The sequence below is a fragment of the Pseudomonas sivasensis genome (assembly GCF_013778505.1).
Lineage (GTDB): Bacteria > Pseudomonadota > Gammaproteobacteria > Pseudomonadales > Pseudomonadaceae > Aquipseudomonas > Aquipseudomonas sivasensis.
The window spans coordinates 16,434-30,077 of the sequence record NZ_JAAOWU010000022.1 but is presented as its reverse complement, the minus strand read 5'-3'; the positions used below and the strand labels follow the sequence as shown (position 1 = coordinate 30,077).

General features: G+C 56.8%; 13 protein-coding genes. 4 read left to right on the top strand and 9 right to left on the bottom strand.

The annotated features are described in order from the left end of the window. Positions 1–62: 62 nt before the first annotated feature. The 5 genes from carA to grpE form a co-directional block, all read right to left on the bottom strand. Entirely contained in the window at positions 63–1,199 is a 1,137-nt protein-coding gene (gene carA, locus G9Q84_RS25720; protein ID WP_032884712.1) for a glutamine-hydrolyzing carbamoyl-phosphate synthase small subunit, read from the bottom strand. 259 nt (positions 1,200–1,458) lie between these two features. Then, positions 1,459–2,265 (bottom strand): 4-hydroxy-tetrahydrodipicolinate reductase, encoded by an 807-nt coding sequence (gene dapB, locus G9Q84_RS25715; protein ID WP_181644295.1) that lies wholly within the window; start codon positions 2,263–2,265, stop codon positions 1,459–1,461. Positions 2,266–2,275: 10 nt separating this feature from the next. Next, positions 2,276–3,400 (bottom strand): molecular chaperone DnaJ, encoded by a 1,125-nt coding sequence (gene dnaJ / locus G9Q84_RS25710; RefSeq protein WP_032884710.1) that lies wholly within the window; start codon positions 3,398–3,400, stop codon positions 2,276–2,278. A gap of 318 nt (positions 3,401–3,718) precedes the next feature. Next, on the bottom strand, positions 3,719–5,635 hold the full coding sequence (dnaK, locus tag G9Q84_RS25705; RefSeq protein ID WP_032884708.1) for a molecular chaperone DnaK: 1,917 nt from the start codon (positions 5,633–5,635) through the stop codon (positions 3,719–3,721). 102 nt (positions 5,636–5,737) lie between these two features. After that, a complete protein-coding gene (gene grpE, locus G9Q84_RS25700) occupies positions 5,738–6,298 on the bottom strand; it encodes a nucleotide exchange factor GrpE (RefSeq protein WP_017139264.1) in 561 nt (186 codons plus the stop codon). Between the two features lie 254 nt (positions 6,299–6,552). Here grpE and recN point away from each other — a divergent pair, with 254 nt between their 5' ends. Further along, a complete protein-coding gene (gene recN / locus G9Q84_RS25695) occupies positions 6,553–8,226 on the top strand; it encodes a DNA repair protein RecN (RefSeq protein WP_032884707.1) in 1,674 nt (557 codons plus the stop codon). 84 nt (positions 8,227–8,310) lie between these two features. On the opposite strand, the gene fur is transcribed toward recN, so the two are convergent. Continuing rightward, the gene (gene fur, locus G9Q84_RS25690) at positions 8,311–8,715 is read right to left on the bottom strand and encodes a ferric iron uptake transcriptional regulator (RefSeq protein ID WP_003194220.1); all 405 of its coding nucleotides are present in this window, start codon (positions 8,713–8,715) and stop codon (positions 8,311–8,313) included. A gap of 98 nt (positions 8,716–8,813) precedes the next feature. Between fur and G9Q84_RS25685 the strand changes: the two genes are divergently transcribed. After that, positions 8,814–9,341: an outer membrane protein assembly factor BamE gene (locus tag G9Q84_RS25685; RefSeq protein WP_017528805.1), complete on the top strand. Its 528-nt coding sequence runs from the start codon at positions 8,814–8,816 to the stop codon at positions 9,339–9,341. Between the two features lie 63 nt (positions 9,342–9,404). Here G9Q84_RS25685 and G9Q84_RS25680 read toward each other — a convergent pair whose 3' ends face one another. After that, positions 9,405–9,707 carry an RnfH family protein gene (locus G9Q84_RS25680; RefSeq protein WP_032884706.1) on the bottom strand — a complete coding sequence of 101 codons (303 nt, stop codon included), beginning with the start codon at positions 9,705–9,707 and terminating at the stop codon, positions 9,405–9,407. Further along, positions 9,700–10,134, bottom strand: coding sequence for a type II toxin-antitoxin system RatA family toxin (locus G9Q84_RS25675; protein ID WP_032884705.1), 435 nt, complete (start codon positions 10,132–10,134; stop codon positions 9,700–9,702). Before G9Q84_RS25675 ends, G9Q84_RS25680 begins: the two co-directional genes overlap by 8 nt. Positions 10,135–10,302: 168 nt before the next feature. Between G9Q84_RS25675 and smpB the strand changes: the two genes are divergently transcribed. Then, complete coding sequence (smpB, locus tag G9Q84_RS25670; protein ID WP_003176160.1) at positions 10,303–10,785, top strand: SsrA-binding protein SmpB; 483 nt, start codon at positions 10,303–10,305, stop codon at positions 10,783–10,785. Between the two features lie 37 nt (positions 10,786–10,822). On the opposite strand, the gene G9Q84_RS25665 is transcribed toward smpB, so the two are convergent. Then, the gene (locus G9Q84_RS25665) at positions 10,823–11,590 is read right to left on the bottom strand and encodes an FCD domain-containing protein (protein WP_032884703.1); all 768 of its coding nucleotides are present in this window, start codon (positions 11,588–11,590) and stop codon (positions 10,823–10,825) included. A gap of 261 nt (positions 11,591–11,851) precedes the next feature. Between G9Q84_RS25665 and G9Q84_RS25660 the strand changes: the two genes are divergently transcribed. After that, complete coding sequence (locus G9Q84_RS25660) at positions 11,852–13,546, top strand: lactate permease LctP family transporter (protein WP_032884701.1); 1,695 nt, start codon at positions 11,852–11,854, stop codon at positions 13,544–13,546. Positions 13,547–13,644: the final 98 nt, after the last annotated feature.

Here is a 13,644-nt window from a genome sequence, read left to right as displayed (position 1 = left end):
GAACAATCTTTGAAGAACCTGCGGGGGCCACCGGGTTTCGGGGCCGCCCGCAGGCCGCTCAGTCAGCGTCGCTTGGCCATCTCATTAATGAAACGGTCGAACAGCGGCGCTACGTCGTTCGGGCCCGGGCTGGCTTCAGGATGGCCCTGGAAGCTGAACGCGCTTTTGTCGGTGCGTTCGATGCCTTGAAGGGAACCGTCGAACAGCGACTTGTGAATTGCCCGGACGTTGCCCGGCAAGGTCGCTTCATCCACCGCAAACCCGTGGTTCTGACTGGTGATCATCACAACGCCTGTATCCAAGTCCTGCACAGGGTGGTTGGCACCGTGATGGCCATGACCCATTTTCAGAGTCTTGGCACCGGAGGCCAACGCCAACAGCTGGTGGCCCAGGCAGATACCGAATACCGGAATCTCGGTTTCCAGCACTTCCTTGATGGCCTGGATGGCATAGTCGCAAGGCTCCGGGTCACCCGGGCCGTTGGACAGGAACACACCGTCCGGTTGCAGGGCCAGAACATCGCTGGCCGGGGTTTGCGCAGGAACAACGGTCACGCGGCAACCGCGCTCAACCAGCATGCGCAGGATGTTGTATTTAACGCCGTAGTCGTAAGCGACCACGTGATAAGGCAGGTCAGCCGCGTCGATGGTCTCGTGGCTATCGGTCTTCAAGTCCCAGACCGTAGAGCGCCACTCGTACTGCTCCTTGGTGCTGACGACTTTCGCCAGGTCCATGCCTTTCAGGCCTGGGAAGCCTTGCGCCGCGGCAATCGCCGCTTCTTCGGAAATATTGTCACCGACCATGATGCAGCCATTCTGCGAGCCTTTTTCACGCAGGATGCGTGTGAGGCGACGCGTATCGATACCGGCGATCGCCACGACGTTATTGGCTTTCAGGTAATCCGACAGCGACATCGTGTTACGCCAGTTGCTCGCAACCAGTGGCAGGTCACGAATGACCAGGCCGGCCGACCATACACGATCAGACTCGACGTCTTCCGGTGTGGTACCGGTATTGCCGATGTGCGGATAGGTCAGGGTAACGATTTGCTGGGCGTAGGAAGGATCGGTAAGGATTTCCTGATAGCCGGTCATGGCGGTGTTAAACACCACCTCTCCAACGGTTTGACCGTCGGCTCCAATGGCTTCGCCGCGAAAAATGCTGCCATCAGCAAGGGCGAGTATGGCTGGCTTAGTCAAGAAGACCTCCCGTAAATAAAGCCTGAAAGGGCGATCGCAGGTTGTAAAAAAGCGGAGTGACGTATGGACACGTCACCCCGCTTCTTCACTGAATTATTCTGCGCGCTTTTAGTGGACACACTAAAGCTGTAGCTTACAGAAAAAGGCTTTTTTGGTCCACCGCTAATGAGCCTTAAAGGCAGGAGAATGCGACAGGAAGTCGCTTAGCGGGTAAAAACGGGGCCTTAGGATAATCCTGAGACCCCGTTTTAGCTACTGATTAGTGAAGATCCAGTACATCGCGCATGTCGTACAGGCCTGCTTCACGACCTTCCAACCAAAGCGCAGCACGCACCGCCCCCTTGGCGAATGTCATGCGACTGGAAGCCTTGTGTGTGATTTCCAGGCGCTCGCCCTCGGTAGCGAACAGCACGGTGTGGTCACCCACAACATCACCACCGCGAACGGTCGCAAAGCCAATGGTGTCACGCGCTCGCGCACCGGTATGGCCTTCACGACCGTAAACGGCCACTTTAGACAGGTCACGCCCCAGCGCATCAGCAATAGCTTCGCCCATGCGTAGCGCTGTGCCCGACGGCGCATCGATCTTGTGACGGTGATGCGTTTCGATAATCTCGATATCCGCCTCATCACCCAACACGCGCGCCGCCATATCCAGCAACTTGAGCGACAGGTTCACGCCAACACTGAAGTTGGCAGCGAAGACGACAGGAATATCCTTGCCCGCCTCCACCAACAACTGCTTCTGCTCGGCAGTCAAACCCGTGGTACCGATCACCATCGCCTTGCCCGCCTTACGGCAGAATGCGAGATTTTTCAGCATCACTTCCGGCAGCGTGAAATCGATCAGCACGTCGAATTCGTCAGCCACCTGTTCCAGGTTGCCGGACAACGACACACCGATACGCCCCAGCGAAGCCAACTCACCCGCATCCGCACCAATCAACGTGCTGCCAGGGCGAACAATCGCCGCCGTCAGCCCAGAGGCCGGCGAACGCTGCTGCACGGCTTCGATCAGCGTCTTGCCCATGCGCCCGGCAGCGCCCATTACGGCTATACGTCGCATACTCACTTCCTTACAGGTCGCCGAAGAAGCGCTTCACGCCTTCGAAGAAGCCAGTGGTTTTCGGCGAATGGGTGTCATCGCCCTCCAACGAACTGCGGAACTCTTCAAGCAGTTCACGCTGACGGCGCCCCAGATTGACGGGAGTTTCCACCGCAACACGACACATCAGGTCGCCAGCACCGCCACCGCGCACCGGCGCTACGCCCTTGCCACGGATGCGGAACTGTTTACCGGTCTGCGTCCCCTCAGGAATCTTGAGCTTGACTCGACCATCAAGGGTCGGAATCTCCAACTCGCCACCCAAGGCCGCATCGACAAAGCTGATCGGCACTTCGCAGAACAGGTGCTTACCATCGCGCTGGAAGATCGAGTGCTCGCGCACATTGATCACCACGTACAAGTCACCCGTTGGTCCACCCTGCGTCCCGGCCTCGCCCTCGCCAGAAAGGCGAATACGATCACCAGTATCAACACCAGCCGGCACTTTCACCGAGAGGGTCTTGTACTCTTCGACGCGGCCCTCACCGTGGCACGAATCACACGGATCGGAAATGATCTTGCCTTGGCCATGGCAGCGCGGGCAGGTCTGCTGCACCGAGAAGAAGCCCTGCTGCATACGAACCTGGCCGATACCGCCGCAGGTTGGGCAGGTAATCGGCGAAGAGCCTTTCTTAGCCCCCGAACCATCGCACGGCTTGCAGTTAACCAACGTCGGTACGCGAATATTGACGCTGGTCCCGCGCACGGCCTCTTCCAGGTTCAGTTCCAGGGTGTAACGCAAGTCGCTACCACGCTGGGCGCCACCACGCTGACCACCCCGGCCACCGCCAAAGAAGTCACTGAATACGTCACCGAAAATATCGGAGAAGTTCTGACCACCAAAACCAGCACCGCCACCACCCATACTTGGGTCGACACCCGCATGACCATACTGGTCGTAGGCTGCACGCTTGTTGGGATCAGACAGACATTCGTAGGCCTCATTGGCCTCTTTGAACATTTCTTCGGATTCTTTGCTATCCGGATTACGGTCCGGGTGGTGCTTCATCGCCAAGCGACGGTAAGCCTTTTTCAGGTCCGCCTCGCTGGAGCCGCGCTCCACACCCAATACTTCGTAATAGTCACGCTTTGCCATAAGTCTTTGCACTCTTAAGGACGTTCAGCCAGACCCTCCTGAGCCCGACTAAACTCGTTGAGCCCCAATACAGGCCCGGACCCAACTCACGTCAATTCAACGATCCTGGTCATTACTACTTTTTAGCCAGGGACCCGGCCAAAAAAGCGGTATTTATTGATCGGAAAGCAGGAGCATTCCCGATCACACCGCCAGCATCCGAGCGTTGTCGCATGCTGTAAAAATTCACATACCCCAGACACGCCAACGCGGGAGCAAGCTCCCGCGCGGCGACATCCTACCAGTCACCGCTTGATAGCGGTCAACCGGGCGACCAACTTACTTGGTCTCTTTAACTTCTTCGAACTCAGCATCGACAACGTCGTCGTGCTTGGCTTCAGGCTCTGCCTGTTGCGCAGCAGCGTCAGCAGGCTGACCTTGTTCGGCGTACATCTTCTGAGCAACTGGCGCGGAGACTTTCGACAGCTCCTCAACCTTGGCATCGATAGCAGCCTTGTCGTCACCTTTTACAGCGGCTTCCAGCGCAACTACAGCGGCTTCAATTGCGGCCTTCTCTTCAGCGGTCACTTTCTCGCCAGCATCAGCGATCATTTTGCGCGTCGAGTGAACCAGTGCGTCACCCTGGTTACGAGCACCAGCCAGTTCTGCGAACTTGGCATCCGCATCAGCATTGGCTTCAGCATCACGAATCATCTGTTGAATTTCTTCATCAGACAGACCGGAGTTAGCCTTGATGGTGATCTTCTGCTCTTTGCCGGTAGCCTTGTCTTTCGCGCCGACGTGCAGGATGCCGTTGGCGTCGATGTCGAAGGTCACTTCAATTTGTGGCACGCCACGTGGTGCTGGTGGAATCTCAGCCAGATCAAACTTGCCCAAGGACTTGTTCTGAGCAGCCTGTTTACGCTCACCCTGCAGCACGTGAATGGTCACAGCACCCTGGTTGTCATCGGCAGTCGAGAACACTTGGGATTTCTTGGTAGGAATCGTAGTGTTTTTCTCGATCAGCGCAGTCATCACGCCACCCATGGTTTCGATACCGAGGGTCAGCGGACTTACGTCCAGCAGCAACACGTCTTTCACGTCACCGGCCAATACCGCGCCCTGGATGGCAGCACCCATGGCAACCGCTTCGTCCGGGTTTACGTCTTTACGTGCTTCTTTGCCGAAGAACTCGGTAACCAACTTCTGAACCAGTGGCATACGGGTCTGACCGCCCACCAGGATTACATCGTTGATAGCACCAACGTCGATACCGGAGTCCTTCAGCGCGATGCGGCAAGGCTCGATAGTGCGCTGAACCAGGTCTTCAACCAGCGCTTCCAACTTGGCGCGAGAGATCTTCACGTTCAAGTGCTTAGGACCGGTAGCGTCTGCCGTGATGTACGGCAGGTTAACGTCGGTCGACTGAGCGGAAGACAGCTCAATCTTGGCTTTTTCAGCGGCCTCTTTCAGGCGCTGCATCGCCAGCGGGTCACCTTTGAGGTTCATGCCGCTTTCTTTCTTGAATTCATCAACGAGGTAGTCGATCAGACGAATGTCAAAGTCCTCACCACCCAGGAAAGTGTCGCCGTTAGTAGCCAACACTTCGAACTGGTGTTCGCCGTCCACTTCAGCAATTTCGATCACGGAGACGTCAAAGGTACCGCCACCCAGGTCATAAACGATCACAGTGTGGTCGCCTTTGGCCTTGTCCATACCGTAAGCCAGAGCAGCTGCGGTTGGTTCGTTGATGATACGTTTTACGTCCAGACCCGCGATGCGGCCGGCGTCTTTGGTCGCCTGGCGCTGGCTGTCGTTGAAGTAGGCCGGAACGGTGATCACCGCTTCAGTCACTGTCTCACCCAGGTAGTCTTCGGCAGTCTTCTTCATCTTTTTCAAGATTTCAGCCGAGATCTGTGGCGGCGACATTTTCTGGCCGTTTACTTCAACCCAAGCGTCACCGTTGTCAGCCTTGGCAATTTTGTACGGAACCATCTTGATGTCTTTCTGTACGACTTCTTCGTCGAACTTACGACCGATCAGACGCTTTACCGCGTACAGCGTGTTATGCGGGTTAGTCACTGCCTGACGCTTGGCCGACTGACCAACCAGGATTTCACCGTCGTTGGCGTAAGCAATGATCGACGGCGTGGTACGCGCGCCTTCGGCGTTTTCGATTACTTTTGCCACGCCGTTTTCCAGCACGGAGACGCAGGAGTTGGTGGTCCCCAGGTCAATACCGATAATTTTGCCCATGATTTACTCTCCCGAAACTTGAATTTGGTTGCCGCAGCAGTGGTGGCTAACTGCGGTAGCACTTAAACGCTTGACTTATAGATGGGGGCCTTGCGGCGGATTTCAAGCCTGCTCATCAATAGAAGGTGCAACCGGTGCAGGAGCCTTGCTCACCACTACCATTGCCGGACGCAGCAGACGGCCGTTGAGCTGATAACCCTTCTGGAACACTTTCAACACACTATTAGGTTCCAGATCATGGCTTTCCTGCATGGCCATAGCCTGGTGATGCTCAGCATTGAACGGTTCGCCGCCTTGCGGATCGATGGCTTCAAGCTGATAACGCTTCAGAGTGTCCTGAAACATTTTCAAGGTCAGCTCAATACCTTCGCGCATCGGGCGGATGTTTTCGTCATCCGGATTAGACAATTCAAGACCACGCTCCAGGCTGTCGATGATCGGCAGCAAGTCATTGGCGAATTTTTCCAGCGCGAATTTGTGAGCCTTTTCTACATCCTGCTCGGCACGGCGGCGGACGTTCTGCAGATCGGCGGCGACACGCAACGACTGATCCTGCGCAGCGGCCAACTGCTCTTCGAGCACTTGCACACGAGTTGCCAGTTCATCACCGGCAGCCGAATTGGCGTCTGGAGTTTGCGTATCCTGCGTCTGTTCGTCAGCCATAGATTTCTCCTTTCAAAATCATGCGCGAACTCAACTCGCGCTTCTGTTCCGGTATATGGGGCCACAATTTCCAGGTTCAAGGGCGCAGGCGTTACCAAAAGTCTTTCGCCTGCCACAGATCAATTCCCGCACCACCATTCTTCTTTGCGCTAAAAAACCTGCTCGACCGAGCAAATCGAGCTAAGCATCAGGATTGTCAGCCCCAAACAAAACACTGTATAAATAACCAGACCTAAAGCCTGGGAGCGGCCTTCATGCTCGTGCACCTGTCCGTACATAACTACGCCATCGTTGAACATCTGGATCTCGAACTGGATCGCGGGATGAGCGTAATCACAGGCGAAACCGGCGCCGGCAAATCGATCATGCTCGACGCATTGGGCCTGACCCTGGGCGACCGAGCCGATAGTGGCGTAGTGCGCCCAGGGGCGGACAAGGCCGACATCCTGGCCACCTTCGACCTCGCCGATATCCCCGAAGCCGAAGTCTGGCTAGCCGAGCGCGACCTCAATAATGACGGCCCATGTATCCTGCGCCGCGTCATCACTGCCGAAGGACGCTCGCGCGGCTATATCAATGGAACGCCCTGCCCCCTCGGCGACTTGAAAGCCCTGGGTGAACTGCTGATAGACATTCATAGCCAGCATGAGCACCAGTCCCTGCTCAAAACCGATACCCACCGCCGCCTGCTCGACGAATACGCCGGCGCCACCGACCTTGCCCGGCAAGTACAACTGGCTGCCCAGCGCTGGCGCCAGACTCGCCAGGAGCTGGAGCGACTGTCGAACTCCGGCGACGAGCAGCGCGCTCGCCACCAACTGCTCAGCTATCAACTTGAAGAACTGGAAAGCCTGGGTCTTGGAGAAACTGAGCTCGAACAACTGGAGCAGGAACACAAGAACCTCACCAACGCCGAAACCCTGCTGGGTATCTGCCGCCAAGTGGTTGAGCAGTGCAGTGAGAGCGACTCCGGCAACGTGCTCAATGCGCTCACGGCGAGCCTAAACAGATTGTCCAGCGTTAACAGCGCTTCGGGCTCATTAAGTGAAGCCACAACCCTACTGACCAGTGCGCAAATCCAAGTAGAAGAAGCAGTAGGCGAGCTCAACCGCTTCCTGGATCATTTCGACGCCGACCCGGCGCGCCTGCAGGAAATAGAAGAGCGTCTTGACACCATCTACACCCTGGCGCGCAAACATCGAATCCAACCCACTGAAGTAGCAACCATGCAGCAAAAGCTGCTGGATGAAATCGAGACGCTGAACGCGAATGACGAATCCATCGAGCGACTAGGCGAAGAGCTCGGCTCTTTTGCCCGCCATTACCAGGAAAAGGCCCGCGAACTGAGCGAGCTGCGCCAACAGGCCGCCAGCAGTCTGGCAGATGCCGTTGAGCAGGAAATCCAGCGCCTGGGGATGCCGGGCGGGCGCTTCACCATTGAATTGCGCGCCAACACCACTACTGAGTTGCAGCCACACGGCCTGGAGCAGGTTGAGCTATTGGTCAGCGCCAACCCAGGGCAGCCGCTCAAGGCGCTTGCAAAAGTGGCGTCCGGTGGCGAGCTGTCGCGTATCAGCCTGGCGATCCAGGTGATTACTGCGCAAACATCCCGGGTACCTACGCTCGTGTTCGATGAGGTTGACGTAGGCATCGGCGGCCCTACCGCGGAGATTGTTGGCCAGTTGCTGCGTCGCCTGGGAGATCGAGGGCAGGTACTGACGGTCACTCACTTGCCACAAGTAGCAGCCCAGGGGCATCAACACTTATTTGTGCACAAGGTAAGAGGAAGCGATGCGACACACACGGCAGTATCTAAGCTGAGCAAGTCGGAACGCGTTGAAGAAGTGGCCCGAATGCTCGGGGGTATCGACCTGACTAAAGAGTCTTTAGCACACGCTAAGAAGATGGTCGTAACCACCAAGGCCTGACCAAGACTTTTCCTTATGTAGAAAGCACGAAGGCGACCCTAGGGTCGCCTTCAATCGTTTTGCAGAGCGAATCTGCATCGATTTTTACTTTTTCTTACGGATGTACAACACGAGATTGTGGTCAACCAAATCGAAGCCATGCTCCTCAGCAATCTTATGCTGCAGCGCTTCGATCTCTGGGCTAGTGAACTCGATAACCTCATTGGTATCTAGGTCAACCATATGGTCATGATGACCACCGTCGGCCAATTCGAACACTGCATGACCGCCGTCGAAATTATGACGAACCACCAGCCCTGCGGCTTCAAACTGGGTCAGTACACGGTAAACCGTGGCCAGGCCGACGTCCTCGTTAGACTCCATCAGCGCCTTGTAAACATCCTCGGCACTCATGTGGCGCTGCTCAGCAGAATCGAGCATTTGTAGAATCTTGACTCGTGGCAGAGTCACTTTAAGACCGGCTTTGCGTAGTTCGCTATTTTCAACCATGGTTAGCTTTCTCGCGGATGCTGCTTCGCAGCTTCTCTTAATACGGGTATGATCGGCGTTTACGTTGTCCCAGCCAAGATAGTGGAAGTCGCCCACCGATGCAAAACACCAAGCTCTTGCTAACCAGTTTCACCTTTGTGGGACTGCTCGCACTCGCCGGTTGTTCATTCCCCGGGGTTTACAAAATCGACATCCAGCAGGGCAATGTCGTCACGCAGGACATGATAGACCAGTTACGCCCGGGAATGACCCGACGGCAAGTACGGTTTATTATGGGCAACCCCCTGCTGACCGACACTTTCCACGCCGATCGCTGGGATTATCTCTACAGCCTGCAGCCTGGTGGCGGTGAACGCCAACAGGAACGTGTCAGCGTCATTTTCAATGGCAATGACCAGCTTGTCAGCCTGTCGGGTGACTTCATGCCTGGCGTAAGCCGAGATGAAGCCCTGCTAGGTAAAGACAACGGCACCAACGTGACTGCACCTGCGCAGGAAAGCGAGAAGCCGAAATCCGAAGTGCCAGCGAAGCCAGGCTCGTTGCTCGACAAGATCCAGAAGGACGTCGACGGAGTGGAAACCGTTCCGGTACCGACGCCTCAGCCGCTGGACACCAGCCCGCAGTAACATTGCGGCACCTACAAAAAAGCCCGGCACGCCGGGCTTTTTGTTGCCTGATGATTAGCAATCTTATGAGTTCTGCTGCTTGATCAACGCCGCCTTGGCGGCACGCAGCCTTCGCACCTCTTTAGGGTCGACGAGCAAAGGGCGATAGATCTCAATGCGATCACCCGATTGCACAACGCGCGCTTCAGCGTCGGCGACAACCTTACCGAATATCCCCAAAGGACAATCAGCCAGATCCAACTCGGGAAACCGCACTGCAATTCCTGACGCCTGCACCGCCCCTCGCAGACTGGTACCCGAAGCCACCGTTACCGCCAGCAAGACCTGCTGATCTAGGGCAGCGTATACCACCTCAATCTCAACCATGCAGTTGCTTGGCCCGCTGACAGAACGCATCTACCAGCGTATTGGCCGCCTGATTGAACAATGGCCCCAATGTCGCCCGCACAAGCGGGCCAGCGTAATCAAACGACAGGTCCAAGCTGATCTTGCAGGCCTTGTCGGTCAGCGCCTTGAATACCCAGATACCGTGTAACTGGGTAAAGGGGCCTTCCTGCAGATTCATTTCAATGGACTTGCCCGGCACCAACACATTGCGCGTGACAAAGTGCTGGCCCAACCCACCTTTCGCCACACCGACACTGGCGACCATGTGCTCATCAGTGCTTTCAAGCACCTCAGCCGTTGAACACCAAGGCAGGAATTCCGGGTAACGCGCCACGTCGTTGACCAGGTCATAGAGCGCCTGCGCCGGATAGGGCAGCAGGGCCGAACGTTGAATATGCGTCGTCATGTGCGCGTTATTTCCACAGCTGAGCGGCAAACATCGCGAAAGAACAGCTCGTTCCGCGAGAGAAAAAAACCAAAGAACTGCCAGCATTGTCCGGGATTCGACCAACACGCTCAAGCACGTAGGTTGACCGTAGCCGACACGCTCGCAACTCCCTATAATGCCGCCCCTATGGCTAAACAAAAGAAACACCCCACAGGGACCATCGCGCAAAATAAAAAGGCGCGACACGATTACTTCATCGAACATCGGTTCGAGGCTGGTCTGGTCCTGGCCGGCTGGGAAGTAAAAAGTCTGCGTGCCAGCAAGCTGCAACTGGTCGACAGCTACGTATTGCTCAAGGATGGCGAGGCATGGCTGCTGGGCAGTCATATCACCCCGCTGACCACTGCGAGCACCCACGTAATTGCCGACCCGGTGCGCACGCGCAAACTATTGCTCAACGCACGCGAACTGGAAAAGCTCGCCGCTGCCGTGCAGCAGAAAGGCTACGCCTGCATCTGCCTGTCCTGGTACTGGAGCAAGCATCTGGTCAAGTGCGAGATCGCACTGGGCAAGGGCAAGAAGGAATACGACAAGCGTGATACCGAGCGCGAACGCGATTCCAACCGGGAACTGCATCGCGCTGTGCGCAACAAGGGCAAGGAAGAGTAACCCTTGTGACGATGTAGCCTCGGAATAAATCCCCCGGCTACATCCCTTTACGACGCTCCGCTCGCGCCACGCGCTGAACCTCCTGACGCACTTCCGCCAACACTTCCTGCACGTATTCCAAATGACGCGTTGAGACTTCTCGCGCCTGCTCTGCCCGCCCCTCAATAATTGCCAGGTACAACTCCCGATGCTGACTGATCAGCATGTCGCGAGTTTCCGTACGCTGCTGATACATGCCGCCAATATTGGTCACCACGTTACGCTTGAGCAGGTCGAACAGGCCGCGAATGGTGTGCAGCAACACGGCGTTATGACTGGCCTCCGCAATGGCCAGATGAAATCTTGCATCCGCAGCACCCTCCTCGACCCGACTCACTTCATCAACGCGGCCATAGCAATCCTGCAGCGCCTCGAATGCAGCGGTCAGCCGCTCGCGATCGACCTCGGTGGCACGCAACGCAGCGTAATAAGCACAGGATGCTTCGAGGGTCTGGCGGAACTCCAGCAGGTCACGCTGCGCCTCGGGGTTGTTTTCCAACAGGTGTAGCAACGGATCACTGAACGTCGAGCCCAGTGACTCGGCAACATAATTGCCTCCGCCCTGCCGACTCACCAACAACCCCTTGGCCGCCAGTTTCTGAATGGCCTCCCGCAGCGACGGACGCGACACGCCAAACCGCTCAGCCAAAGCGCGCTCAGCCGGCAAGCGCTCACCCGACTTCAGCGTGCCCTCAAGGATCATCCCCTCAAGCTGCTCGACAATATCGTCAGACAAACGGCGCTGACGCACCTGATCAAACCCCATAACTCACTCTCCACCATCCCGACCACTCGCCGGGCCCTCTATTCTGGCCTATCGCCGCCCTTCCAGCACCTATCAGAACAGCTTCGATTCAACCGATCAGATGGTCTTACCCAATGACCTACGACCAAAGTTTCGCGAGCGGCAAATTGACACATCCCCTGAAGGCTTTTAACCTACCCTCCAGCGATTGTAAATTGGTAATACCAATTATCCAGATCGACTAAAAAGTGCCTGACCAACAACAATTAGGGGCCACCCCATATGCAAACCTGGCAACAGCTTTACAGCCCGCTCGGCAGCCTCGGCCTGTCCGCATTGGCCGCCGTTATTCCGATCGTATTTTTCTTCCTGGCCCTGGCCGTGTTTCGCCTCAAAGGCCACGTGGCCGGCAGCATCACGTTGGCGCTGTCGATACTGGTGGCAATCTTTGCCTTCCAGATGCCAGTAGATATGGCGCTGGCCGCTGCTGGCTACGGCTTCGCCTACGGTCTTTGGCCTATTGCCTGGATCATTGTCGCGGCGGTGTTTCTCTACAAACTAACGGTCAAGAGTGGCCAGTTCGAGATCATCCGCAGCTCGGTGCTGTCGATCACCGATGACCAACGCTTACAGGTGCTGCTGATCGGTTTCTGCTTTGGCGCGTTCCTGGAAGGCGCTGCCGGTTTCGGTGCCCCCGTGGCAATTACCGCCGCATTGCTGGTAGGCCTGGGGTTCAACCCGCTGTACGCAGCCGGCTTGTGCCTGATTGCCAACACCGCGCCCGTTGCCTTTGGCGCCCTGGGGATTCCGATCATCGTTGCCGGGCAAGTGACCGGTATCGATGCCTTCAAGATCGGCGCCATGACCGGACGCCAGCTGCCCCTGTTGTCGCTGTTCGTGCCGTTCTGGCTGGTATTTATGATGGATGGCCTGCGCGGTGTGCGCGAAACCTGGCCGGCTGCGCTGGTCGCTGGCTTGAGCTTTGCCATCACTCAATACTTCACGTCCAACTTCATCGGCCCGGAACTGCCGGACATCACCTCGGCTTTGGCCAGCCTGATTTCCCTGACCCTGTTCCTGAAAGTCTGGCAACCCAAGCGCACCGCAGGCGCGCAGATTGCGGGCGCAACCTCCGGCGTAGCCATTACCGCCAGTGTTGGCGGCTTCGGCTTGCCACGCAGCACCGTCGCCTCGCCTTATAGCCTGGGGCAGATCTTCAAGGCTTGGTCGCCATTCCTGATCCTCACCGTGCTGGTCACTATCTGGACGCTCAAACCGTTCAAGGCGATGTTCGCCGCCGGCGGCTCTATGTACAGCTGGGTATTCAACTTCGCGATCCCACACCTGGACCAACTGGTGGTCAAGGTCGCACCCATCGTGACCAACCCGACTGCCATTCCAGCGGTATTCAAGCTGGACCCAATTTCAGCCACTGGTACCGCGATTTTCTTCTCCGCACTGATTTCGATGCTAGTACTGAAGATCAACATCAAGATTGGTCTTACCACTTTAAAAGAGACGTTCTACGAACTGCGCTGGCCAATCTTGTCGATCGGCATGGTGTTGGCCTTTGCCTTCGTCACCAACTACTCCGGCATGTCGTCGACCATGGCGCTGGTATTGGCTGGTACCGGTGCAGCCTTCCCGTTCTTCTCGCCGTTCCTTGGCTGGCTGGGCGTTTTCCTGACGGGCTCCGACACTTCGTCCAACGCCCTGTTCAGCTCGCTGCAAGCCACTACAGCGCACCAGATCGGCGTCAACGACACCCTATTGGTAGCCGCGAACACCAGCGGCGGCGTCACCGGCAAAATGATCTCGCCGCAATCGATCGCAGTGGCCTGCGCCGCAACCGGCCTGGTGGGCAAGGAATCCGATCTGTTCCGCTTCACCCTCAAGCACAGCCTCTTCTTCGCCACAATCGTCGGGCTGATCACGCTGGCTCAGGCCTACTGGTTTACCGGCATGCTGGTGCACTAAAGCCACAAGCAATAGGGTAATAGCCGACGCCGGGCGGTAACCTCGGCGTCGGCATTGCGCATTCGTGTCAATACGGCGCCCTGGGGGTGCTGTTCCTG

Coding starts and splice junctions, on each gene's coding strand:
- dapB (WP_181644295.1), bottom strand. CDS start 2,265: ATGCGACGTATAGCCGTAATGGGCGCTGCCGGGCGCATGGGCAAGACG.
- G9Q84_RS25665 (WP_032884703.1), bottom strand. CDS start 11,590: ATGGGGTTTGATCAGGTGCGTCAGCGCCGTTTGTCTGACGATATTGTC.
- G9Q84_RS25660 (WP_032884701.1), top strand. CDS start 11,852: ATGCAAACCTGGCAACAGCTTTACAGCCCGCTCGGCAGCCTCGGCCTG.
- dnaJ (WP_032884710.1), bottom strand. CDS start 3,400: ATGGCAAAGCGTGACTATTACGAAGTATTGGGTGTGGAGCGCGGCTCC.
- grpE (WP_017139264.1), bottom strand. CDS start 6,298: ATGGCTGACGAACAGACGCAGGATACGCAAACTCCAGACGCCAATTCG.
- fur (WP_003194220.1), bottom strand. CDS start 8,715: ATGGTTGAAAATAGCGAACTACGCAAAGCCGGTCTTAAAGTGACTCTG.
- G9Q84_RS25680 (WP_032884706.1), bottom strand. CDS start 9,707: ATGGTTGAGATTGAGGTGGTATACGCTGCCCTAGATCAGCAGGTCTTG.
- recN (WP_032884707.1), top strand. CDS start 6,553: ATGCTCGTGCACCTGTCCGTACATAACTACGCCATCGTTGAACATCTG.
- G9Q84_RS25685 (WP_017528805.1), top strand. CDS start 8,814: ATGCAAAACACCAAGCTCTTGCTAACCAGTTTCACCTTTGTGGGACTG.
- smpB (WP_003176160.1), top strand. CDS start 10,303: ATGGCTAAACAAAAGAAACACCCCACAGGGACCATCGCGCAAAATAAA.
- dnaK (WP_032884708.1), bottom strand. CDS start 5,635: ATGGGCAAAATTATCGGTATTGACCTGGGGACCACCAACTCCTGCGTC.
- G9Q84_RS25675 (WP_032884705.1), bottom strand. CDS start 10,134: ATGACGACGCATATTCAACGTTCGGCCCTGCTGCCCTATCCGGCGCAG.